At 54.8% G+C, this 21,944-nt stretch carries 21 protein-coding genes; 9 read left to right on the top strand and 12 right to left on the bottom strand.

The genetic code is table 11. From position 1 onward, the window contains the following. The first annotated feature begins 30 nt into the window (after positions 1-30). The 8 genes from PGW97_RS14690 to tldD all read left to right on the top strand — a co-directional run bounded on the left by PGW97_RS14690 (position 31) and on the right by tldD (position 11,243). Positions 31-1,074: a rod shape-determining protein gene (locus PGW97_RS14690; protein ID WP_047887006.1), complete on the top strand. Its 1,044-nt coding sequence runs from the start codon at positions 31-33 to the stop codon at positions 1,072-1,074. Between the two features lie 40 nt (positions 1,075-1,114). Then, a complete protein-coding gene (gene mreC / locus PGW97_RS14685) occupies positions 1,115-1,978 on the top strand; it encodes a rod shape-determining protein MreC (RefSeq protein ID WP_047887005.1) in 864 nt (287 codons plus the stop codon). After that, positions 1,965-2,453: a rod shape-determining protein MreD gene (mreD, locus tag PGW97_RS14680; RefSeq protein ID WP_047887004.1), complete on the top strand. Its 489-nt coding sequence runs from the start codon at positions 1,965-1,967 to the stop codon at positions 2,451-2,453. Before mreC ends, mreD begins: the two co-directional genes overlap by 14 nt. 137 nt (positions 2,454-2,590) lie before the next feature. After that, on the top strand, positions 2,591-3,169 hold the full coding sequence (locus PGW97_RS14675) for a Maf family protein (RefSeq protein ID WP_273857567.1): 579 nt from the start codon (positions 2,591-2,593) through the stop codon (positions 3,167-3,169). A gap of 8 nt (positions 3,170-3,177) precedes the next feature. Then, entirely contained in the window at positions 3,178-4,647 is a 1,470-nt protein-coding gene (gene rng, locus PGW97_RS14670) for a ribonuclease G (protein ID WP_047887002.1), read from the top strand. 13 nt (positions 4,648-4,660) lie between these two features. Further along, the gene (locus PGW97_RS14665; protein WP_273857566.1) at positions 4,661-8,869 is read left to right on the top strand and encodes a YhdP family protein; all 4,209 of its coding nucleotides are present in this window, start codon (positions 4,661-4,663) and stop codon (positions 8,867-8,869) included. Between the two features lie 62 nt (positions 8,870-8,931). Then, positions 8,932-9,756: a carbon-nitrogen hydrolase family protein gene (locus tag PGW97_RS14660; RefSeq protein WP_273857565.1), complete on the top strand. Its 825-nt coding sequence runs from the start codon at positions 8,932-8,934 to the stop codon at positions 9,754-9,756. Between the two features lie 41 nt (positions 9,757-9,797). Then, a complete protein-coding gene (tldD, locus tag PGW97_RS14655) occupies positions 9,798-11,243 on the top strand; it encodes a metalloprotease TldD (protein ID WP_047886999.1) in 1,446 nt (481 codons plus the stop codon). Positions 11,244-11,335: 92 nt separating this feature from the next. On the opposite strand, the gene yjgA is transcribed toward tldD, so the two are convergent. Continuing rightward, complete coding sequence (yjgA, locus tag PGW97_RS14650; protein WP_047886998.1) at positions 11,336-11,860, bottom strand: ribosome biogenesis factor YjgA; 525 nt, start codon at positions 11,858-11,860, stop codon at positions 11,336-11,338. A gap of 267 nt (positions 11,861-12,127) precedes the next feature. Between yjgA and pmbA the strand changes: the two genes are divergently transcribed. After that, positions 12,128-13,471 (top strand): metalloprotease PmbA, encoded by a 1,344-nt coding sequence (gene pmbA, locus PGW97_RS14645; protein ID WP_207103671.1) that lies wholly within the window; start codon positions 12,128-12,130, stop codon positions 13,469-13,471. A gap of 122 nt (positions 13,472-13,593) precedes the next feature. On the opposite strand, the gene mgtE is transcribed toward pmbA, so the two are convergent. The 11 genes from mgtE to PGW97_RS14590 all read right to left on the bottom strand — a co-directional run bounded on the left by mgtE (position 13,594) and on the right by PGW97_RS14590 (position 21,942). Next, positions 13,594-14,952, bottom strand: coding sequence for a magnesium transporter (gene mgtE, locus PGW97_RS14640; RefSeq protein WP_047886997.1), 1,359 nt, complete (start codon positions 14,950-14,952; stop codon positions 13,594-13,596). 149 nt (positions 14,953-15,101) lie between these two features. Next, positions 15,102-15,377: an HPr family phosphocarrier protein gene (locus tag PGW97_RS14635; RefSeq protein WP_047886996.1), complete on the bottom strand. Its 276-nt coding sequence runs from the start codon at positions 15,375-15,377 to the stop codon at positions 15,102-15,104. After that, positions 15,374-16,225: an RNase adapter RapZ gene (gene rapZ / locus PGW97_RS14630; RefSeq protein WP_217391866.1), complete on the bottom strand. Its 852-nt coding sequence runs from the start codon at positions 16,223-16,225 to the stop codon at positions 15,374-15,376. The genes PGW97_RS14635 and rapZ overlap by 4 nt, the downstream gene beginning before the upstream one ends. A gap of 40 nt (positions 16,226-16,265) precedes the next feature. Further along, complete coding sequence (gene ptsN / locus PGW97_RS14625) at positions 16,266-16,715, bottom strand: PTS IIA-like nitrogen regulatory protein PtsN (RefSeq protein WP_047886994.1); 450 nt, start codon at positions 16,713-16,715, stop codon at positions 16,266-16,268. 3 nt (positions 16,716-16,718) lie between these two features. After that, positions 16,719-17,006 carry a ribosome hibernation promoting factor gene (gene hpf / locus PGW97_RS14620; protein ID WP_047886993.1) on the bottom strand — a complete coding sequence of 96 codons (288 nt, stop codon included), beginning with the start codon at positions 17,004-17,006 and terminating at the stop codon, positions 16,719-16,721. Between the two features lie 26 nt (positions 17,007-17,032). Beyond that, a complete protein-coding gene (locus PGW97_RS14615; RefSeq protein WP_217391867.1) occupies positions 17,033-18,535 on the bottom strand; it encodes an RNA polymerase factor sigma-54 in 1,503 nt (500 codons plus the stop codon). 107 nt (positions 18,536-18,642) lie between these two features. Beyond that, positions 18,643-19,368: an LPS export ABC transporter ATP-binding protein gene (gene lptB / locus PGW97_RS14610; RefSeq protein WP_047886991.1), complete on the bottom strand. Its 726-nt coding sequence runs from the start codon at positions 19,366-19,368 to the stop codon at positions 18,643-18,645. 7 nt (positions 19,369-19,375) lie between these two features. Further along, on the bottom strand, positions 19,376-19,879 hold the full coding sequence (lptA, locus tag PGW97_RS14605; protein ID WP_047886990.1) for a lipopolysaccharide transport periplasmic protein LptA: 504 nt from the start codon (positions 19,877-19,879) through the stop codon (positions 19,376-19,378). Next, positions 19,866-20,423: an LPS export ABC transporter periplasmic protein LptC gene (lptC, locus tag PGW97_RS14600; RefSeq protein WP_047886989.1), complete on the bottom strand. Its 558-nt coding sequence runs from the start codon at positions 20,421-20,423 to the stop codon at positions 19,866-19,868. The genes lptA and lptC overlap by 14 nt, the downstream gene beginning before the upstream one ends. After that, positions 20,420-20,971, bottom strand: coding sequence for a 3-deoxy-manno-octulosonate-8-phosphatase KdsC (gene kdsC / locus PGW97_RS14595; RefSeq protein ID WP_273857564.1), 552 nt, complete (start codon positions 20,969-20,971; stop codon positions 20,420-20,422). The genes lptC and kdsC overlap by 4 nt, the downstream gene beginning before the upstream one ends. Continuing rightward, complete coding sequence (locus PGW97_RS14590) at positions 20,971-21,942, bottom strand: KpsF/GutQ family sugar-phosphate isomerase (protein ID WP_273857563.1); 972 nt, start codon at positions 21,940-21,942, stop codon at positions 20,971-20,973. Before PGW97_RS14590 ends, kdsC begins: the two co-directional genes overlap by 1 nt. Positions 21,943-21,944: the final 2 nt, after the last annotated feature.

Genomic DNA, 21,944 nt, shown 5'->3' with positions numbered 1-21,944 from the left:
TTTGTGAGCTTGCAGGATTAGCCGGAGACTATGTTTAAAAAACTTCGTGGCATGTTTTCTAATGACCTGTCCATTGACTTGGGTACCGCCAATACCCTGATTTATGTTAAAGGCCAGGGCATCGTTCTTGATGAACCATCAGTGGTTGCGATCCGTCAGGATCGTGCCGGAGCAACTAAAAGTGTGGCCGCTGTCGGTCATGAAGCCAAGCAGATGCTGGGCAGGACTCCGGGAAATATCGCGGCAATCCGTCCAATGAAAGACGGGGTTATCGCAGATTTCTACGTCACTGAGAAAATGCTGCAGCATTTCATCAAGCAGGTTCACGACAACAGTCTGTTACGTCCAAGCCCACGAGTTCTTGTTGCTGTTCCTTGCGGTTCTACTCAGGTGGAGCGTCGTGCTATCCGTGAATCGGCGCAAGGTGCCGGTGCTCGTGAAGTGTACCTGATTGACGAGCCAATGGCGGCGGCAATCGGTGCGGGTATGCCTGTATCTGAAGCAACCGGTTCGATGGTGATCGATATCGGTGGCGGTACTACAGAAGTGGCCGTTATCTCGCTGAACGGTGTGGTTTACTCATCGTCTGTCCGCATCGGTGGTGACCGTTTCGATGAAGCCATTATCAATTATGTGCGCCGTAACTACGGTAGCCTGATTGGTGAAGCAACGGCTGAGCGTATCAAACACGAAATCGGCTCGGCGTACCCGGGTGATGAAGTGCGTGAAATTGAAGTGCGCGGTCGTAACCTGGCTGAAGGTGTACCTCGCAGCTTTACGCTGAACTCGAATGAAATTCTGGAAGCCCTGCAAGAGCCTCTTACAGGTATCGTTTCTGCGGTGATGGTTGCCCTTGAGCAATGTCCGCCGGAACTGGCTTCAGACATTTCTGAGCGCGGTATGGTACTGACTGGTGGTGGTGCGCTGCTGCGTGACCTTGACCGTCTGCTGACTGAAGAAACCGGTATTCCTGTTGTGGTTGCCGATGAGCCGTTAACATGTGTTGCCCGTGGGGGCGGTAAGGCTCTTGAAATGATCGACATGCACGGTGGCGATCTCTTCAGCGAAGATTAATGCCCGTTCGGGCATGTCAACAAACAGGTTATAGCGTTACATGAAACCTATCTTTGGCAGGGGGCCTTCCCTGCAACTGCGCCTGTTTCTTGCCATTTTACTGTCGGTTGGCTTAATGCTGGCCGACAGTCGTCTTGATGCTTTTGCCAATGTCCGCTATTTGCTTAACTCTGCGATTGCACCGCTGCAATACGCGGCCAATCTGCCCAGAGAGCTGTTGGGTGGGCTGTCAGGCCAACTGAGCTCTCATCAGCGTTTGCTGGCAGAAAACAAAGCGTTACAGCGGGATCTGCTGGTTCAGCAAAGTGATGTACTGCTGCTCGAGCAACTGAAGCAAGAAAACCAGCGTTTGCGGGAGTTGCTTGGCTCGCCGTTTGTTCGTGATGAAAAGAAGCTGATTGCCGAAGTGATGGCGGTTGACTCGGACCCTTACAGTCATCAGGTGATGATTGATAAAGGCCGGGTGGACGGTGTATATGAAGGCCAGCCGGTGATCAACGAAAAAGGGATCGTCGGTCAGGTTGCATACGTAGGTGCCCATAATAGCCGGGTGCTGCTGCTGATTGACCCCACTCACGCCATTCCGGTTCAGGTGGTGCGCAACGACATTCGGGTTATTGCCTCCGGCAGTGGCCAAATCGATCAAATCCAGTTGGAACATGTGCCGAGCAGCACCGACATCGAGGTCGGGGATCTGCTGGTCAGCTCCGGGCTGGGCGGTCGCTATCCGGAAGGGTATCCGGTTGGCCGTGTCACGGAATTCTCATTCGACAACAAACGGCCGTTTGCGCAGATCAAAGCCCGCCCGACGGTGCAGTTTGATCGCCTGCGCTACTTACTGCTGGTCTGGCCGACGCCGCGCGAAACCTTGACTGAAGGAGAATTCGACATTGGTAAACAGTAGAGCCAATGGCCGGCTGTGGATATGGCTGTCTTTTATTGTTGCCCTGATCTTGCAGGCTGCACCGTGGCCGGGGGAGCTGGAGCCGTTTCGTCCGTCCTGGGTGATCCTGATTACCTTTTACTGGGTACTGGCGTTGCCGCACCGGGTCAACGTCGGCACTGCACTGGTGCTGGGCTTGCTATGGGACCTGATGCTGGGCTCCACGCTCGGGGTTCGTGGCCTGATGATGGCCGTGCTGTGCTATATCGTCGCGCTGAATTTTCAGGTTCTGCGTAACCTGTCGCTCTGGCAACAGGCGATGGTGGTGGCGCTGCTGACGCTGGGCGGGAAACTGGTGGAATTCTGGGCCGAATATCTGGTCTCTGTAGTGGCGTTTGAACCGGACCGGCTTTGGTCTGTGTTGCTGAACTTCCTGCTGTGGCCATGGCTGTTCTTATTGCTGCGACGCATGCGTCGTAAGCTCTCAATTCGTTGATTTAGTTTCCCATTACGATCTGTTCAGTGCTAGTGTGTAACCATATCCATCGAGCCTGCCTGAACAGATCGCATTGATTTATCTGACTAAACCATAGACCGAAACGAAAGACCGAAAAATCAAAAAAGATTGCTAACATGTCGACACCGCAACTGTATTTAGCTTCCGGCTCACCTCGCCGTCAGGAACTTCTCACTCAACTGGGCTACCGCTTTGAGCGTGTGATTGTTGATGTGGAAGAGCAGCACCAATCTGGGGAATCACCCGCTGAGTATGTCTGCCGTTTGTCGCTGGACAAGGCGATGGCTGGCGTTGCAGAAGCCGCCCAACCTTTGCCGGTACTGGGGGCGGATACGATTGTGGTGGTGGATGACACCATTCTGGAAAAGCCGCGTGATATTGACGACGCAAAGCGGATGTTGGCACTGTTGTCAGGCCGCAAGCATCAGGTCATGACTGCGGTGACACTGGCAACCGCGCTGCGTCAGCAAACCCGTCTGGTGGTGACGGACGTCTGGTTCAAGCCATTGTCGGAGCAGGAAATAGAGGCCTATTGGGCCAGCGGTGAGCCACAGGATAAAGCAGGAAGTTATGGCATTCAGGGAATTGGCGGCAAATTTGTCGAACGCATCGATGGCAGTTATTACGCTGTGGTGGGGTTACCCTTGATGGAAACCGACATCATGGTTCAAGAGTTTTTAAGCTTAGCATTGTAGAGGCAACCATGAGCACAGAGCTGCTGATTAACGTCACGCCCAGCGAAACCCGCGTGGCAATGATTGAGGCGGGCGTCCTGCAGGAAGTCCATATCGAGCGTGAATCCAAGCGCGGAATTGTCGGTAATATTTATAAAGGCCGGGTCAGCCGGGTTCTGCCCGGGATGCAGGCGGCTTTTGTGGATATCGGGCTGGATAAAGCCGCGTTCCTGCATGCCTCCGACATTGTGCCGCATACTGAGTGTGTCGCGGAAAACGAAAAGCAGCAGTTTCAGGTGCGTGATATTTCTGAACTGGTCCGTCAGGGCCAGGATCTGGTGGTGCAGGTGGTGAAAGATCCGCTGGGCACCAAAGGCGCCCGCCTGACCACCGATGTCACCTTGCCTTCCCGTTACCTGGTGTTTATGCCGGGGGCCAGCCACGTTGGTGTCTCGCAGCGTATCGAAAGTGAAGATGAGCGCGAGCGCCTGAAGTCGATTGTCAGCGAATATTGTGATGAGCTGGGCGGTTTTATCATCCGTACCGCCGCCGAAGGGGCCACCAATGAAGAGATGGCTCAGGATGCGGCCTTCCTTAAGCATCTGTGGCGCAAAGTGCTGGAACGCCGGGCCAAGTACAAGCCAAAATCTATGCTCTACGGTGAGCTGGGACTGGCTCAGCGTATCCTGCGTGACTTTGTCGGCACGGAGCTGGACTCGATTCTGGTGGATTCCCGCCTTGGCTATGAAAAGCTGAAGGAGTTTACTGACGAGTTCGTGCCTGAGCTGAGCGACAAGCTGGAATACTATGCCGGTGAGCAGCCGATTTTCGATCTGTATGACACTGAAAACGAGATTCAGCGCTCGCTGGACCGCAAGGTAGAGCTGAAATCAGGCGGCTACCTGATTATCGACCAGACCGAAGCCATGACTACCATCGATATCAATACCGGTGCGTTTGTAGGGCGTCGTAATCTGGAAGAGACCATTTTCAATACCAACATTGAAGCGACCAAAGCGATTGCCCGTCAGCTGCGCCTGCGCAACCTGGGCGGAATTATTATCATCGACTTTATCGATATGGCGCTGGAAGACCATCGCCGCCGAGTCCTGGTGGCGTTGGAGCAGGCGTTGTCCTATGACCGGGTGAAAACCAATATCAACGGCTTCACGCAGTTGGGGCTGGTGGAAATGACCCGTAAGCGGACCCGTGAGAGTATCGAGCATGTGCTGTGCGATACCTGCCCGACCTGCGAAGGACGCGGCACGGTGAAAACGGTCGAAAGCGTGTGTTACGAGATCCTGCGTGAAATCACCCGGGTCAACCGTGCCTACGACGCCGATCGCTTTGTGGTGTATGTGTCTCCGGCGGTCGCCGAAGCGCTGGCGGGGGATGAATATCACGCACTGGCTGAGCTGGAAGTGTTCATTGGCAAGCAGGTGAAGATCAAGGCGGAACCACTGTATGTCCAAGAGCAATTTGACGTCGTCATGATGTAAACGAGGCGTTTGAGTGATCCCGCTTTCTGTTCGCCTGGCGCGGAGTATCATGTGGCTGGTGCTGGTAATACTGGTGCTGGCCGCTTTTGCTATCAGTGGCCTGCGTTTTGTGCTGCCTCATTTGAATGAGTATCGCGAGCCCATTCGGCAATGGGTGTCAGCCCAGGCCGGCATGCGGATCGAGTTTGACCACGTTGAAGGGCAATGGCGGAGCCTAGCACCGTCGCTGGTGTTGCAGAAGGTTAGTGTTAACTTACCTGATGAGCCCGATTCCGTGGTGAAAATGGGCGACATTTCTCTTCAACTGGATATGCTGGGCTCGGTCATGGCATTGAGCCCGGTATTCAGTGACATGCGCATTGACCGCATGAGCCTAGATCTGACCGCTCTGGGCAATCTGTCTGCGCCCGCTGCGGGCGACAACAGCAAACTGGCCACCATTTCCCGTCTAGAAGACATTCTCTTCGTGCAGCTGGGGCAGTTTTCACTGCGCAATTCTGACATCACCATCATGTCTCCGGCCGATGAGCGAATGACGCTGGCTATCCAGGAGCTCAAGTGGGTGGCGAACAGCAAAGAGCGCCGTGCCGAAGGCATTGTCAGCGTGCGTGACACCCATTTCAGCCAGATGCAAGTGATGGCTAACCTGTCAGCAGCCCACTCGCTGCGCGATCTGACTGGCCAGGTGTATGTGCAGACCCGCAACCTGTCGATGACGCCTTGGCTCAACAAGGTGCTGTTGCAGGAAGGCAAAATTCTCAGCAGTAATTTAAATACCCAGGCCTGGCTGACGCTGCAGGAAGGGCAGCTGAAACAGGCTCGGGTAAAACTGGACGACAGCTACCTGCGCTGGCAAAAAGGTGACACGAAACACCGTTTCCGGGTGCGCAAAGGACTGGTGGATCTGAAACCTTATCCTCAGGCTGATGGCCGGGCTGGCTGGCGCCTTGATACCGACCAATTTGTGTTCCAGACGGATAAGCAGCAATGGCCAGCCTTTGACCTTGCCGCAATCTGGCAGCCTGACGGCTGGCAACTGGCACTGAACCAACTGTCACTCACCCAGCTGCGGCCTTTCCTGGACTTTCTGCCGCCGGATTTTGCCGGTACCGAAGTGCTCACTGCGCTGCAACCCGGTGGTCTGGTGCAAAACCTGCGTATTGCTGCGACAGCCCAGAATTCCCCCCGTTTTTCTTTCTCGCTGACCGATTACACGATGAACCAGTGGGAGTTGCTTCCGGGTGTCCATAACCTTCACGCTGACGTGGCCGGGGATTTGGGCGGCGGAAAAGCCGTGCTGTCACTGCAAGATGATGACCTGCCATACGGGAATGTCTTTCAGGCACCGTTGAACATCGGGCAAGGAGAGGTAACCGCCTATTGGCAAGTGGGCAAAGACGGCTGGCGTTTGTGGAGTGACCATCTGAAGGTTTCGAACCCGCATCTTGAAGCCGCGGGTCAATTCCGGTTGGACTTTCCGGCCAATGCGCCGGCTTGGTTGTCATTTTACGGGGAAGCGACGGCTAAGCGGGCTGGCGAAACCTGGCGCTACCTGCCTACGCTGGCACTGGGCGATGCCCTGACCGATTACCTGTCAGCCGCGATCCGGGGTGGGCAGGCAAAAGATGCGCAGCTGCTCTGGTATGGCGAGCTGGCAGATTTCCCGTATGCCGATCATAACGGGGTGTTTCAGGCCAAGGTTCCGCTGCGCAACGGCAAATTCAGTTTTGACACCGCCTGGCCGGAGCTGACAGATCTGACGCTGGATTTACTGTTTGAAAATGACTGGATGTACCTTGATGCCAGCCAGGCCCACACCATGGGAGCGAGAGCCTCCCGGGTCAGCGGCGCGGCAGAGCTGAGTGACAAGGGACACCTGAAGCTGGCCATTGATGTGGCGGCTGATGGCGAGCAGGTCCGGGATTATATGCTGGCCACTCCGCTGGTGGATTCCGTGGGGGCGGCGTTGACCACGGTACAGGTGAGCGGGCCGGTAACGTCGAGTTTTCAGCTCGATATCCCCTTTGATGGCAGTGATGTGCGCGCCTGGGGTAAGGCATCGCTGGCTGACAATCAGGTCATGCTGGATGCGCCGCCTATTCCGCTCGAGCGGGTCAGCGGGGATGTTCAGTTTGACAATGACATCGTGCAGGGCAAAAACCTGACCGCGACCATGCTGGGCCAACCGGTGACGCTGGGCTTTGACGGCCATAGTGTAGCCAAAGGATATCGGGTTGATGTGAATTTTGGCGGTGACTGGGACATAGCATCGCTGCGTAAAGCCGTTCCTCATCCGTTGCTCGACCAGGTATCCGGCACCAGCCGCTGGGACGGAAAAGTCGGTGTCGATTTGCATGACACCGGGTTTGATTATCAGGTGGGCCTGACCGCCGGGCTGGGTCGAATCACCAGTACGCTTCCGTACCCGCTTGGTCACCCGTCCTTGAAAAGCCCGTCTCAGAAAAATCCGTCTCAGAAAAATCTGACCCTGAGCGCTCGGGGGAATCAGCAAAGCCTGACCGGGACGCTGAAAATGCAAGACGCCGCTTATCAGGCGCGCATCAAACTGCAACCGCAGAAAGTGAGTATTGCGGCCAGCGAGCTGGTGGTGGGCCGCGCGCCGATGCCACCGCTAAAAAATGGCGAACATGGCGTCACAGTGATGGCCGATCACTTTGATGCTGACCGCTGGATTGCCCTGCTGGATACGGCGTCCACTTCGGGCAGCTCAAAACCGGCTGTGTCAGCCACTGTCGCAACTACTGCGAAAACCACAACTGGGACAACCACTGCTGCGAAAACCACTGCTGCTACAAGCCTCGCCACCGGCACGGCCACGGCACCACCCAGCAATCAGACTGCCAGTGTCGCTACGCCGGTCAATCAGGTGCCTGTAAAGACTGCCACCGCAAGTGCGGCGTCTGGCAATGGGATGCCTGAGCTGCCGGTGCCAAATCGAGTAACGGCAGAGATTAAACAGCTTACGCTCGGCACGCTGGACTGGAACCGGGTTAGCCTGACGGCGCTGCGTCAGCAAGCGGCTCAAGCGTTAAGTAAACAGTCAGGTCAACCGCCAGCGAAACCGTCGGCTAGAGGGGCGGCGATGAATGAGTGGCAGGTGACGGTCGACAGCCGAGAGCTGAAAGGGAAGGCCGTGTGGCCGACAGGCCAACCAATCCGGCTGGATCTGGATGAATTCCACCTGAATCTGCCGATACTGGCTGAAGATGCTGCTTCGAGCGAAGTGCCTTCGTCCGGAGAGCTACTGACCGCGTCCGCAAACGCGCCAGCGACAGTGAAGCCCCGGCAACCTTATCAGCCGCAGCCAGTGATTCCGACGGCAACGGCGCTGGATCGCCGTCTGATGGCCAGTATTCCGGAAGTCGACTTGACTCTGCGTGATGGCTGGCTGCAGGGGTATCGTTTGGGCAAAGTGTCCGGCCAGCTGCGCCGCGGAAAAAACATGCTGGAGCTGGTGAATTTCACCATTGATTCCGGTACCACGACCCTGAATCTGGATGGCCACTGGAGCTTGCGGGGAGCCCGCAATGAAACCCAGCTGGCTTTTGATATTGATGGCAAGAACAGTTCGGATCTGATGGGGCGCTTCGGGATCTCCGGCGGTATTCAGGGGGCGGAGTTCAGCACCTATGCCTCGATTCAGTGGCAGGGCGCGCCGTGGTCCATGCACCGGGAGACCCTGAGCGGGGAAGTGAAATCAGAAACCGGGCAAGGGGTGATCAGTGATATCGGCGGTGCCGGTAGGTTACTCGGCCTGTTCAGCTTAGATTCCATCATCCGCAAGATGAAATTGGACTTCTCCGGCATTTTCGATGACGGGCTGGCCTTTAACTATATTCGCGGTACCGGTCGCATCGAAAATGGCCTGTTTACGACGTCAGACATCAGAATGGAAGCGTTGGCCGGGGATATGTTTATTCAAGGAAGTGCTAATCTTGTCAAAGAGACCGTTGATGCCAAAGTGAAGTTTATTCCGGACTTCACCTCAGGCATTCCGGTGCTGACTGCCTTTGCGGTCGCCCCACAGACAGCGCTGTATGTTTTTGCCATATCCACGGCTCTCTCACCGGTTCTGGATGTCTTTACCCAGGTGAACTATGTCGTTCAGGGACCAATTGATGCACCACTGGTGACTGAGCAGTCTCGTTTTACCGGCGAATATAAAGTGCCGGAGGCAGTAAAAAGCCAGGAAAACCAATAATCAGCAATGGAAAAGCGGCAGAGCCGGAAACGTTGGGCTCTGGTGTCAGGAAGGAGAAAATGATGGCAAAGATTGGCGTGGTACAGATGAACTCGGGAGCGGATCCCGAGCAGAACCTCAAACATCTGGAACGCAAACTCAAGGGGCTGCAACTGCAGGGAGCCAAGCTGGTGGTGACACCGGAGAACTGCCTTGTTTTCGGCACACGTGAGGATTATCACCGCCATGCAGAGCCACTCGGGCAAGGCCCGATACAAGAGACGGTCGCGGCGCTGGCCAAGCGACTGGGACTATGGGTACTGATTGGCTCTATGCCGGTTCGCCAGTCGGACGGCTCGATTACCACCACCGCAATTCTGTTTGATGATCAGGGTGAGATTCGCGGCCATTACGACAAGCTGCATATGTTTGATGTGGAAGTCGCGGATTCGCACCACAGCTACCGTGAATCCGCCACGTTTCGTCCCGGTCAGGACGTGAAAGTGATAGCGACCCCGTTTGGTAACATCGGTATGTCGATCTGTTATGATATCCGGTTTCCGCAGCTTTACAGTGCCTTGCGTGAGCAGGGGGCCGACATTATTGTCGTGCCGGCAGCGTTCACCAAGGTGACAGGCAGGGCCCACTGGGAACTGTTGCTGCGTGCCCGGGCGATTGAGACCCAGTGTTGGGTAGTTGCACCGGCGCAATGGGGAGAGCACAATGAGTCACGGGAAACCTGGGGCCATTCCATGGTTGTGGATCCCTGGGGGCAAGTGGTTGCCTGCCAGCCTGAGGGAACCGGGGTCTTGCTGACAGAAATTGATCTGTCCCTGAATCAGACTGTAAGAACAAACATGCCGCTGGCTGAACATGCCAGATTCAGTGTTCAGCCGCGTGACAACTGATCGGTAACGGCCGGTCGGTAACGAAGACAAGAGCAGAGTAAATGACGCTGGAAATTGTAGAAAACACCATGCTGGCCCAGTCCGGGCTAAGCCGTGACGATCTCAACCGCACACTGGGGCTGATTGCCACCCGTGATGTGGATTATGCCGATATTTTTTTCCAGTCATGCTGGCATGAATCCCTGATCCTTGAAGACAGCATTATCAAGGACGGCTCCTTTAACATTGACCGCGGGGTCGGTGTCCGGGCGGTATCGGGTGAGAAAACCGGTTTCGCTTATGCTGACCAGATTGACGAGATTGCGCTGAAGCAGAGCGCTAAGGCAGCCCGTGGCATTACCCGCAATGGCGGCAACGGGAAAGTGCAGGCGTTTTCACCAATGTCAGCCTCCGGCATTTATGCCCCGATTAATCCGTTGGACAGCCTGGATAAACACCAGAAAATTGCCCTGCTGAAAGAAATCGACACTTACATTCGTCACAAAGAGCCACTGGTCAAAGAAGTGTCCGTCAGTATCAACGGCGTGTACGAGCAGGTGCTGGTCGCCGCGCTGGACGGTACTTATGCCGCAGATGTTCGTCCGTTGGTACGTCTGTCGATCAGCGTGCTGATTGAAAAAGACGGCAAGCGTGAGCATGGCAGCGCCGGTGGCGGTGGCCGCTTTGGCTATGAATATTTTCTGACCGAACAGGACGGCAAATCCATTGCGCTGCAATATGCTGATGAAGCCATTCGCCAGGCGCTGATCAACGTGGACGCTGATCCGGCACCGGCTGGCACCATGCCGGTCGTACTGGGTGCGGGCTGGCCGGGCGTGCTGCTGCATGAGGCGGTGGGACATGGCCTGGAAGGTGATTTTAACCGTAAAGGCTCGTCCATGTTCTCTGGTCAGATGGGGCAACAGGTGACCTCCAGCCTGTGTACGATTGTGGATGACGGCACATTGGAAAACCGCCGTGGCTCCCTGAATATTGACGATGAAGGTGTCGCCAGTCAGTACAACGTGCTGGTGGAAAACGGCAAGCTCAAAGGCTACATGCAGGATAAGCTCAATGCCCGTCTGATGGGTGTGGCACCAACCGGTAACGGCCGTCGTGAGTCCTATGCGCATCTGCCGATGCCGCGAATGACGAACACTTACATGCTGCCGGGTGAACACTCGCCGGAAGAAATCATTGCCAGCGTTAAGAAAGGCATTTATGCCCCGAATTTTGGCGGTGGCCAGGTAGACATTACTTCCGGGAAGTTTGTGTTCTCGGCTTCAGAAGCGTATCTGATTGAAAACGGTAAAATAACCCGACCTATCAAGGGCGCAACCCTGATTGGCAGCGGCATTGAAGCGATGCAGCAGGTGTCAATGGTGGGGAATGATCTTGAGATTGACCGCGGGGTAGGCGTGTGCGGCAAAGCCGGACAGAGTGTGCCGGTTGGCGTGGGCCAGCCAACCCTGAAACTGGAGTCCATGACTGTCGGCGGTACCCAGTAAAACCGGGTGGCGACAGAAAGAAAAATGCCAGCATGATGCTGGCATTTTTTTGGGTTCTTCCCGCTCCGGTCAGGAGGACGGGCAGCGCCTGATCAGTCTTTAAGGTACAGCTCTTTCAGGTACTGGAAAATTTCGCGGTAAGCTTTGGCTGGCTTTTCCTGCTCTTTTTCCTTCTTCGCCTGGCGAACCAGCTGACGCAGACGCTGGCGGTCCGCATTCGGGTGATCGGCCATGATCTCATTGATCATGCTGTCGCCCTGAGCGATCAGATCGTCGCGTCTGTTCTCTAGCTTATGTAGCTGGGCAGTCGACTGCGCGTGCTTGTTACGCAGTTTATCCAGAGCAATCTGGATCGGTTCGATGTCAACCTGACGCATCATTTTACCGATGAACTGCAGCTGACGACGGCGGGCTTCGTTTTTGAAGCGCTGGGCATCTTTCACAGCAGCACGCATGTCATCATCCAACGGGATTTTGGCCAGCGCGTTTGGTTTCAGGTCAACCAGCTCTTCCCCGAGCTTTTGCAGCGCTTCCATGTCGCGTTTCATCTCGGTTTTGCTAACCCAGATGATTTCTTCTTCCTCTTCCCATGGGGCTTTTTGATTTTTACGGCTCATAACAGGCTCATCATCAATTCATTTGGGATTTATTTTACCAGTTTAATCATGATTTGGGGCGCAAATTCGCGCGTGCCAGTGTTATCCTAAGAGTAATACGATTATCACGAATCTTCACTGGCTCTCTTGGTGTGATTTGCCGGACCGCAGTTCTGGGGCGGCAAATTGGTGGCGGGAAAGGCGGCGGAGCTTCTCCATAAAATGATGACAGACGTCTGGCGGCGGGCAGTGATGGCCGGGGCAGCCAGTATCGAGACGATAACAATGATGGACGTGAAAGAACAGGTGGCTCAACAGCGCGTTGAGCTGGAAGCCGCTGTTGCCAGGGCTTTGGAGCTGGCTGGCCAGCAGGCTGACGCGGCAGAAGTCGCGATCAATAAGACGACCGGGATCAGTGTCTCGACCCGTTTGTGTGAAGTTGAAAACGTTGAGTTCAACAGTGACGGCGCTCTGGGGATCACAGTGTATCGCGGCCAGCGTAAGGGCAGTGCGTCGACTTCGGATCTGAGTGAAAAAGCGATTGCCCAGACTGTGGCTGCTGCACTGGATATTGCTCGCTATACCTCGGAAGACCCGTATGCAGGTCCGGGGCCGGTCGAGCTGATGGCCAAGAACATTCCTGATTTGGATCTGTTCCACCCGGATGAGCCGGAGCCGGATCATGCCGCGGAAATCGCCGCCCGTGCCGAGCAGGCCGCGCTGGATTTTGACCCTCGCATCAAACAGAGTGACGGGGCCAGTTACGACAGCCATTACGGTATCCGGGTTTACGGGAACAGCCACGGTATGCTGGCAAGCTATGCCTCCAGCCGCCACAGCACCAGTTGCTGCGTGATTGCCCAGGGTAAAAACGGCGATATGGAGCGCGATTACAGCTATACCACATCTCGCCGGGTCAGTGACCTGTGGACGCCGGAAAAAGTCGGAGAGCTGGCAGCCAAGCGGACGGTTGAGCGTGTTGACCCGCGTAAGCTGTCGACCCGCGAAGCACCGGTGATGTTTGCTGCCGATGTTGCGACGGGGCTGTTTGGTCATCTGGTGATGGCGATCAGTGGCTCGAACCTGTACCGCAAGTCTTCTTTCCTGCTGGATAAGCTGGACGAGCAGATTTTTCCGGAGTGGCTGTCTATCAGCGAGCGCCCGCATATCCTGCGTGGTATGGCGAGTACCCCGTTCGACAGTGAAGGTCTGGCGACGTATGACCGTGAAATCATCGAGCAGGGCATTTTAAAAACGTACCTGATGACCAGCTATGCTGCCCGTAAACTGGGACGTCAGCCAACCGGCCATGCTGGCGGGATCCACAACTGGCTGGTTAACTCGACCGGCGAGAGTTTTGAAGCACTGCTTAAAAAGATGGATCGCGGCCTGCTGGTGACTGAGCTGATGGGTCAGGGAGTGAATGTGGTGACTGGGGACTATTCCCGTGGTGCTGCCGGTTTCTGGGTGGAGAATGGACAAATCCAGTATCCGGTCAGTGAGATCACGATCGCCGGTAACCTTAAAGACATGATGATGAACATGGTGGCGATTGGTACGGATACAGAAACCCGCAGCCAGATCCAGACGGGATCGATTCTGCTGGATACCATGAAGATTGCCGGTGAGTAATCACGTCACTGATGATTGCGTCTGAAAAAAAAGCGAGAGCCTGGCTCTCGCTTTTTTGTGTGTGAGTGTGTCTGTTTTCTCTGGTGAGAGGTAGCGTGAACGTGAAATGGTTACTGCTTTGATTACACCAGAAAAACCGTAGCCAGCCCCAGAAACACGGACAGGCCGACAATATCGGTGATGGTCGTCAGCGCCATCCCGCCCGCTAGTGCCGGGTCGATTTTCATCTTCTTTAGCATGATGGGGATACACACGCCGGCAATCCCGGCAACCAGCAGGTTGGTCATCATCGCACTGGCGATAATGGCGCCGAGTAATAAGTTGCCTTTCCACAGTACGACCACGCCGCCGATGATCAGGGCCCAGAGAATCCCGTTCAGCAGGCCAACCCGGGCTTCTTTACTGAGCAGCCAGCGGGTGTTGGTGTCACCGATGTGCCCTACGGCCAGACCACGGATCACCAGTGCCACGGTCTGATTGCCCGCAACACCGCCCATGGACGGCACTATGGTCATCAAAATCGCAATGGCAGCCATCTGTTCAAGGGTATCTTCAAACATGTTGGAAACAGAGGCGGCAGCCAGCGCTGCGAGAACATTGACACCCAGCCAGATGCTGCGGCGTTTGGCGGATTTAATGACCGGGGCAAAGGTATCTTCGTCATCATCCATACCGGCCATGCTCATCATCGAGTGCTCGGCATCTTCTCGGATGATATCGACCACGTCATCGATGGTAATCCGCCCGACCAGCTGATTATTGCTATCCACAACAGGCGCTGACAGCCAGTTACGGCGCTCAAACAGGTTCGCGACTTCGCCATCGTCCATATCGACCGGGATCGCTTCGTCGGCATCGTCCATCACATCGTGGATTTCGATATCCGGCTGTGTGGTGATCAGGGTGGCAAGCGACAAGTGACCAATCAGTTTGTCATCCTGGTCAACAACGTACAGGGCGTCGGTAGCTTCCGGCAGCTCACCTTTCATGCGCAGGTAACGCAGTACCACGTCAGCCGTGACATCGCCGCGGATGGTGATGAAGTCGGTACTCATCATGCCGCCGGCGGTTTCTTCCGGATAAGCCAGGGCTTTCTCGACCCGATGACGATCCATCGCGTCCATCTGGGCCAGTACTTTTTGGTATTTGTCATCAGGTAGGCTACGCAGGACGTAGGCGACGTCATCGCTCTCCATGCCCTCTGTCACGGCGGCCAGTTTATCTGGTGCCATCTGGGCGACGATCCCGTCTTTGACGTCCTCAGACAGCTCGTCGAGGATTTCCCCTTGATCTTCCGGGTCGGTCAGTTGCCAGAGGACCTGACGTTCTTTGGGGGGAGAGGCTTCCAGCAGGTGAGCGATGTCTTCCGGCTCCATGTCCTGCAGCAGACGGCGGACATGGACAAACATGCCGTTTTCGAGGGCCTGATTGACTTCCTGAAGAGTTTGGTGCGTGTTGTCTTGTTCTATGACATCGGCCATTACTTGCGATACCTCTAATGACTCAGATGCGAAATACCGTCGCTAGTCGTACGTATGTATTACTGTGAGGTATAACACGATGCAATAAGTTGAATTTTAACGCAATAGATGGGCCGTTGTCTCATCAGATCTGATAAATCAGCACAAGGTCAGCTTTCTTCGTCAAATCCGGACTCAATCAGTTCGCTGACCGCCGTTAATGCCTGCTCGGCATCGGCTCCTTCAGCGCTGACCTGCACTCTTTGTCCCTGAGCCGATTCCAACATCAGTAACCCCATGACACTGTCGGCCGTGGCGTCTTTCTCGCCATTGCTGATGGTAATTACGGATTCAAAGCTCTGAGCCAGCTCAACCAGTTTGATGGCCGCCCGGGCATGAAGGCCCAGGCGGTTTTTGATAAAGAGTTCCCGTGACAGTAAGCTCATGACTTACTTTCCAGTGTTCGGTGGCGAACCTGCACCTGATGGCCTTCGTAGCGGAAATGCTCGGCCAGTTTCTGCGCCACATAGACTGAGCGGTGCTGACCGCCGGTACAGCCGATGGCCACGGTGAGGTAGCTGCGGTTATTCTTTTCCAGCATTGGCAGCCAGGTTTCAATGAAATTGCGGATCTGGTTGATCAGCTGATTCACTTCGGGATGACTGGCAAGGTATTCCTTGACGCCCTGATCCAGACCGGTCAGTGGTTTCAGCTCCGGAATCCAGTGAGGATTTGGCAGAAAACGAACGTCGAAGACGAAGTCGGCATCGGTCGGCAGGCCGTGCTTGAAGCCAAACGACTCGAACACCATGATGAGCTCGCGGGCATCGCGACCCAGCACCCGGGAGCGTACCGTTTCACTCAGGTCATGAATGGACTTGCTGGTGGTATCTATCACCAGGTCGGCCCGTTCTTTGATGGGGGTCAGCAGAGCGCTTTCTGACTGAATCGCTTGTTCCAGACTCATGTTATCGCGCGAAAGCGGATGCAGGCGGCGGGTCTCGCTGTACCGTTTGACCAGCGCCTTATCGTCCGCATCCAGAAAGATGACATTGACGTCGACATCTTCACTCAGCGAGTCGAGGGTATTGCGGATATCTTCCGGCTCGGCGGGCAGGTTACGGACATCGATACTGACCGCGACATTCTGCTGACGGCCTTCCAGCGTTTCCACAAATTGCGGCAACAGGCTGACCGGCAGGTTATCGACACAGTAGTACCCGAGATCTTCCAGTACCCGAAGGGCGATGGATTTACCTGAGCCCGAGCGGCCACTGACGACCATTAGCATCATGGCTGGCATTCCTTAACAGTCTGGGTGAGTGTGATCCTCATTATGAATCACGGGTAAGGATTTGATAAAGCTCTTCGTCGCTTTTTGCGGTACGAAGCTGCTTACAAATCTGCTTGTCGCTCAGTTTTTCTGCAATACAGGAAAGGGTTTTGAGGTGCTCTTTACACTGGGCATCAGGGACCAACAGGGCAAATAGCAAATCGACCGGCTGATTGTCGATGGCATCAAATTGGATGGCGTCCTGGCATTGGATCAGGACAGCGATGGCTTGATCGCTATTGCTGATTCGACCGTGAGGGATGGCGATTCCGTTACCTATCCCGGTACTGCCCATTTTTTCCCGGTTTAGCATACACTCAAAAAGTGGTTGCGGGTTCTGATCCAGATGACGGGCAGCGATTTCACTGATGATTTCCAGAGCGCGTTTCTTGCTGGAGCAAGGGACTGCACTTTTAGTGCAGTCCAGGCTCAATACGTTACTCAGTTGCATGATTCAGTGGCTATTGAGTTTATCTTTGTGTTTGTTTAGTTGACGCACCAGTTTATCAGTTAATGCATCGATAGCGGCATACATATTTTCCGAATCCGCTTTAGCGTGGATTTCCCCCGCGTTAATGTGCAACGTTGCTTCGGCGATTTGCTGAAGCTTTTCGACATTCAAGACCACATGCACATTATTAATTTTATCGAAAAACCGCTCTAGCTTATCGAACTTCGTCTCCACGTAATCACGCATGGCTGGAGTAATTTCAACATGGTGCCCAGTTAGATTAATTTGCATAGACATCTTCCTTCTGTTGTCGCCTGTTAGAGCAGACGTTTTCGCTGATTAGAAGGCGGAATACCCAGTGACTCACGGTATTTGGCGATAGTCCGTCTCGCCACCATGATGCCTTGTTCCGCCAATAATGTCGCTATTTTACTGTCACTCAGCGGTTTGGCCTGGTTTTCGGCCGCGACCAGCTTTTTCACCAGAGCGCGAATTGCAGTGGACGAACATTCGCCACCGTTATCGGTACTGACGTGACTGGAGAAGAAGTATTTCAGTTCGAAAATCCCGCGAGGGGTATGCATGTACTTTTGGGTGGTTACCCGAGAGATTGTCGATTCGTGCATATCAACCGCCAATGCAATGTCATTGAGCACCATTGGCTTCATGGCTTCTTCGCCATATTCAAAGAAGTCCTGCTGGTGTTCAACAATGCAACGAGCGACTTTCAATAACGTTTCGTTCCGGCTTTCGAGGCTTTTGATCAGCCACTTGGCGTCTTGCAAATGGGTACGGATAAACTGGCTGTCTGCCGTATTGCGCGCACTTTTGCTCAGCGCGGCATATTGTTCGTTGACGCGGATGCGCGGGACACTGTCCGGGTTGATGGTCACGACCCATTTGCCGCTGTCTTTGAAGACCGAGACATCCGGCACCACGTATTCGGTTTCGGAGGCCACTACGCGGTTGCCCGGACGCGGGTCTAGCCCGTGGATCAGTTGCATAACCTGCTTGAGTTCGGCTTCCTTCAGCTTGGTGTCGCGCATCAACTGGCGAAAATCGCGGTTGGCAAGCAAATCGATATAGTCGGTCAGCAGCATGCGCGCTTCTTTGAGCCATGGGGTGGCCGGATCGAAGGTTGCCAGCTGCAGCATCAGGCATTCCTGCAGGTTACGGGAGGCCACGCCCAGCGGGTCAAATTGCTGGATGCGCTTGAGCACGGCTTCGACCTCGTCCAGCTCGACTTCTTCGTCGCCCAGACTTTCCAGAATTTCTTCGGTAGAGCAGGTCAGGTAGCCTTTCTCGTCAATGGCATCAATGATCGCGGTGGCGATAGTCCGGTCCGTTTCGCTAAATGGCGTCAGCTGAACCTGCCACATCAGGTAGTCCTGCAGGCTTTCGGTGGTTTCGCCCTGGTAAACCGGCATGTCATCATCCATAGCCAGGCCGGTGTTGCCGGTGCTGGCGCTGTAGACATCGTCCCAGGTGGTATCAACCGGCAGATCTTCCGGCATTTCCCGTTGTTCAATGACATCGGAGGTATCATATGCGTCCGCATCGTGCTCGCCCAGCTCATTGTCGCTGTCTGCACTCTCTGAGGCGTCCGTTTTGCTGTTGCCGTCCATGTCCTTCGGCTCCGTGTCGCCATTGAGGGAATCATGTCCGGTCTCATCCAGCTCCAGCAGCGGGTTGGCATCCAGTGCCTCTTGGATTTCCTGCTGGAGATCCAGGGTGGATAACTGCAGCAGGCGAATCGCTTGCTGAAGTTGCGGCGTCATTGCCAATTGTTGGCCGAGTTTTAGCTGGAGCGAGGTTTTCATAGATTCATATGTACCTTGTTGTTATCGTTGGTGTTCGCTTTAAGGCGCCGGGTGAGAAACGTCCTCTTTCACCGTGGCGCTCGCGTCTGGTACGTCCTTACTTCTAACTATAGACGGAACTGGTCGCCCAGATAGACCCGTTTCACATGTTCATCGTTGAGTACTTGTGTCGGGGTGCCATGGGCAATCAAACGCCCCTGACTAACGATATAAGCCTGCTCACACACATCCAGGGTTTCCCGGACATTATGGTCGGTGATCAGTACCCCAAGCCCGCGATCCCGCAGGTGTTCAATAATCTTTTTGATGTCGATCACTGAAATCGGATCGACCCCGGCAAACGGTTCATCCAGCAGGATGAACTTCGGGTTGGCCGCCAGTGCCCGGGCTATTTCGACCCGGCGGCGTTCCCCCCCGGACAGGGCCATGCCAAGGCTGTTGCGAATATGCTGGATATTGAATTCATCCAGCAGTTCTTCCAGCTTGTCCTGACGCTCTGCCTTGTTGAGATCGGCGCGGGTTTGCAGAACCGCCATCAGGTTGTCATGGACAGAAAGGCGGCGGAAAATCGAGGCTTCCTGCGGCAGGTAACCGATACCCATTCGGGAGCGGTTGTGCATCGGCTGCAGGCTGATATCCGTCCCGTCAATGGTAATACTGCCTTCATCACGGGCCACCAGGCCCACAATCATGTAAAACGAGGTGGTTTTACCGGCACCATTTGGCCCAAGCAGGCCGACGATCTTGCCGGACTCTACTTGCAGGCTGACGTCCGAGACCACTTTGCGGCCGTTATAACTTTTTGCCAGATGCTCTGCTTTCAATACTGCCATATCGGGCTTACTTCTTACTCTTGTTCAGCTGGTTAGGCTGCAAAATGGTGGTGACACGTTTCTTCTCGCCACTTTCTGCGACCAGCTTCTGCTCGTCAATCTTGTAGCTGATCATCTTGCCCTGAATCTCGCTGCCTTCCTGAACCAGAACGGCGTCGTCAGTCATCCTCAGGTATTCGGTGTCAGTTTCATAGCGCATTTTTTTCGCCGCGCCGTCAATCGGTTTACCGTTGTCCATCAACTGGTGGAACGTGGCCGGATTGCCGTAGGCATCGATGGTCTCTTTACCTTCCTGACCGTTTGGCCGGGTCACAACAATTCGGTCCGCACGGATATCAATGCTGCCCTGGCGAAGGACCACACTGCCGGTAAAGGTGACGATATTCTTTTGTATATCAAGCTCTTGTTTTTCAGAGTTGATATAGATTGGCTGCTCTGTATCGTTGCTCAGGGCCCAGCTTGGGCTGCTGAGGCAGAGACATAGCAAAGTCGTCAATTTATAAAGCTTCATATCTACCTTTTACGTTCTTCAGTAAGGTGGCGATGCTACGGTCCATGTTACCTTGCAAACCCGTTCCTTCATTCTGGAAGGCGTCACCGGTAATGGTGACATGGTCTGGGGTATCGAAATCTTTGCTGACCAAATCCAGGCGCAGGGTCTCTGTCTGGATCACCTTGATCGCGGATGCGGGCAACAGGTTAAAAATGCGTACGTTGCCGGTCATTTGCAAGACGTGGTCTTTGTCCAGACGGGCCTCGCTGGCGCTGATCCGCCACTCGGTCTCTGTGCCTTCACGATAGACCCAAAGTACCGGTTCGACAAAATTGGTATTACCGCTCTGGCTGAAATGCTCCAGGTAGCTGGCATCAATCTGGTAACTGCGCTGGCCGGACTCGTTATAGGTGGTGTTTACCACTGCGCTGCCGGTGAACAGCGGCTTTTCGGCATCCGGAGTAACCTGTACGTCTTCCTGCCAGTGTTTATCCAGCAGGTAGTAGCCGGCCCAGCCGCAAACAACCAGCAGTGCTACATACAGCAGCCGTTGTAAGGTCATATACTCAAGCCTTTATGTTTATCTAATTCCCCTTTGGCTTCAAGGATAAGGTCGCACACTTCCCGTACGGCCCCATTGCCACCCGGGATGCGGGTGACAAAATCTGCGCGGCGGGCCAGCAACGGGTGGCCATCAGCCACACAGACGGACAAGCCGACTTTTTCCATGACCGGCCAGTCGATCAGATCGTCACCGATATAGGCGGTGTGAGCCGGGTCAATGCCAAGATTGGCGTGGATATCCTCGTACGCCGCCAGTTTGTTATCCTGCCCCTGATAGACATGGCGGATACCCAGCGCCCGCATACGGTTTTCCACAATGGCTGATTTGCGGCCGGTGATAATGGCCACTTCAATCCCGGCATTCATCAAGGATTTAATGCCATAGCCATCTCGGGTATGGAACGTTTTCAGCTCTTCGCCGTCGTTGCCCATATAAATGCGGCCGTCGGAAAAGACCCCGTCCACATCACAAATCAGCAACCGGATGTGCTGTGCACGCTCAAACAGGCCGGCGTCCACCGGGCCGTAAAGGGTATCTACCTGCATCACATCACCCCGGCTTTTAGCAGGTCGTGCATGTTGAGCGCTCCCACTAATTTACCTGCATCTGTTACCAGCAGGCCATTGATTTTTCTGTCTTCCATCATTTTCAGCCCTTCGGCTGCCAGCACGTCGGCGGAAATGGTGGCCGGATTTCGGGTCATCACATCGCCAATTGTGGTGTTATGGATGTCAATGCGCTTATCCAGAAGACGGCGCAGGTCACCATCGGTGAAAATGCCGCTTAGCTGCTGATTACTATCAATGATAGCCGTCATTCCCAGCCCCTTGCGAGAGACTTCCAGCAGGGCGTCTTTGATGCTGGCTTCCTCATATACCATCGGCAGCAGATCCCCGGTGTGCATGACATCGCTGATTCGCATCAGCAGTTTTCGGCCCAGAGCGCCACCCGGGTGGGAGAGGGCAAAATCATCAGCCGTAAAACCACGGGCTTCCATCAGGGAAATAGCCAGTGCGTCGCCCATCGCCAGTGTGGCGGTGGTGCTGGATGTGGGAGCCAGATTCAGCGGACAGGCCTCTTTGGCCACCGTGATCTGCAGATGGATCTGCGACAGTTTGGCCATACTGGATTCCGGTTTCCCGGTCATGCTGATCAGCGGGATGCCCAGACGTTTGATTACCGGCAGCAGCGTCAGAATTTCCTGCGCTTCACCGGAGTTGGAAATGGCCAGCACCACATCCCCTTTTTCGATCATCCCCAGATCGCCATGACTGGCTTCCCCTGGGTGCACAAAAAAGGCCGGGGTTCCCGTGCTCGCCAGCGTGGCGGCAATTTTGTTCCCGATGTGGCCGGATTTGCCCATCCCCATCACAATCACTTTCCCGCTGGCGGCGGCGATCAGTTCGCAGGCGCGGGTGAAATCCCCATTAATATATTGGGTCAGTGTGTGCAGGGCGTCGGCTTCAATTTCTATTACTCTGCGGCCAATGGCGCAGTAATCAAACGTTTCAGACATAT

The sequence above is a fragment of the Photobacterium sp. GSS17 genome (genome assembly GCF_028621875.1).
Taxonomy (GTDB): domain Bacteria; phylum Pseudomonadota; class Gammaproteobacteria; order Enterobacterales; family Vibrionaceae; genus Photobacterium; species Photobacterium ganghwense.
This window is presented reverse-complemented; position numbering and strand designations above follow the sequence as displayed.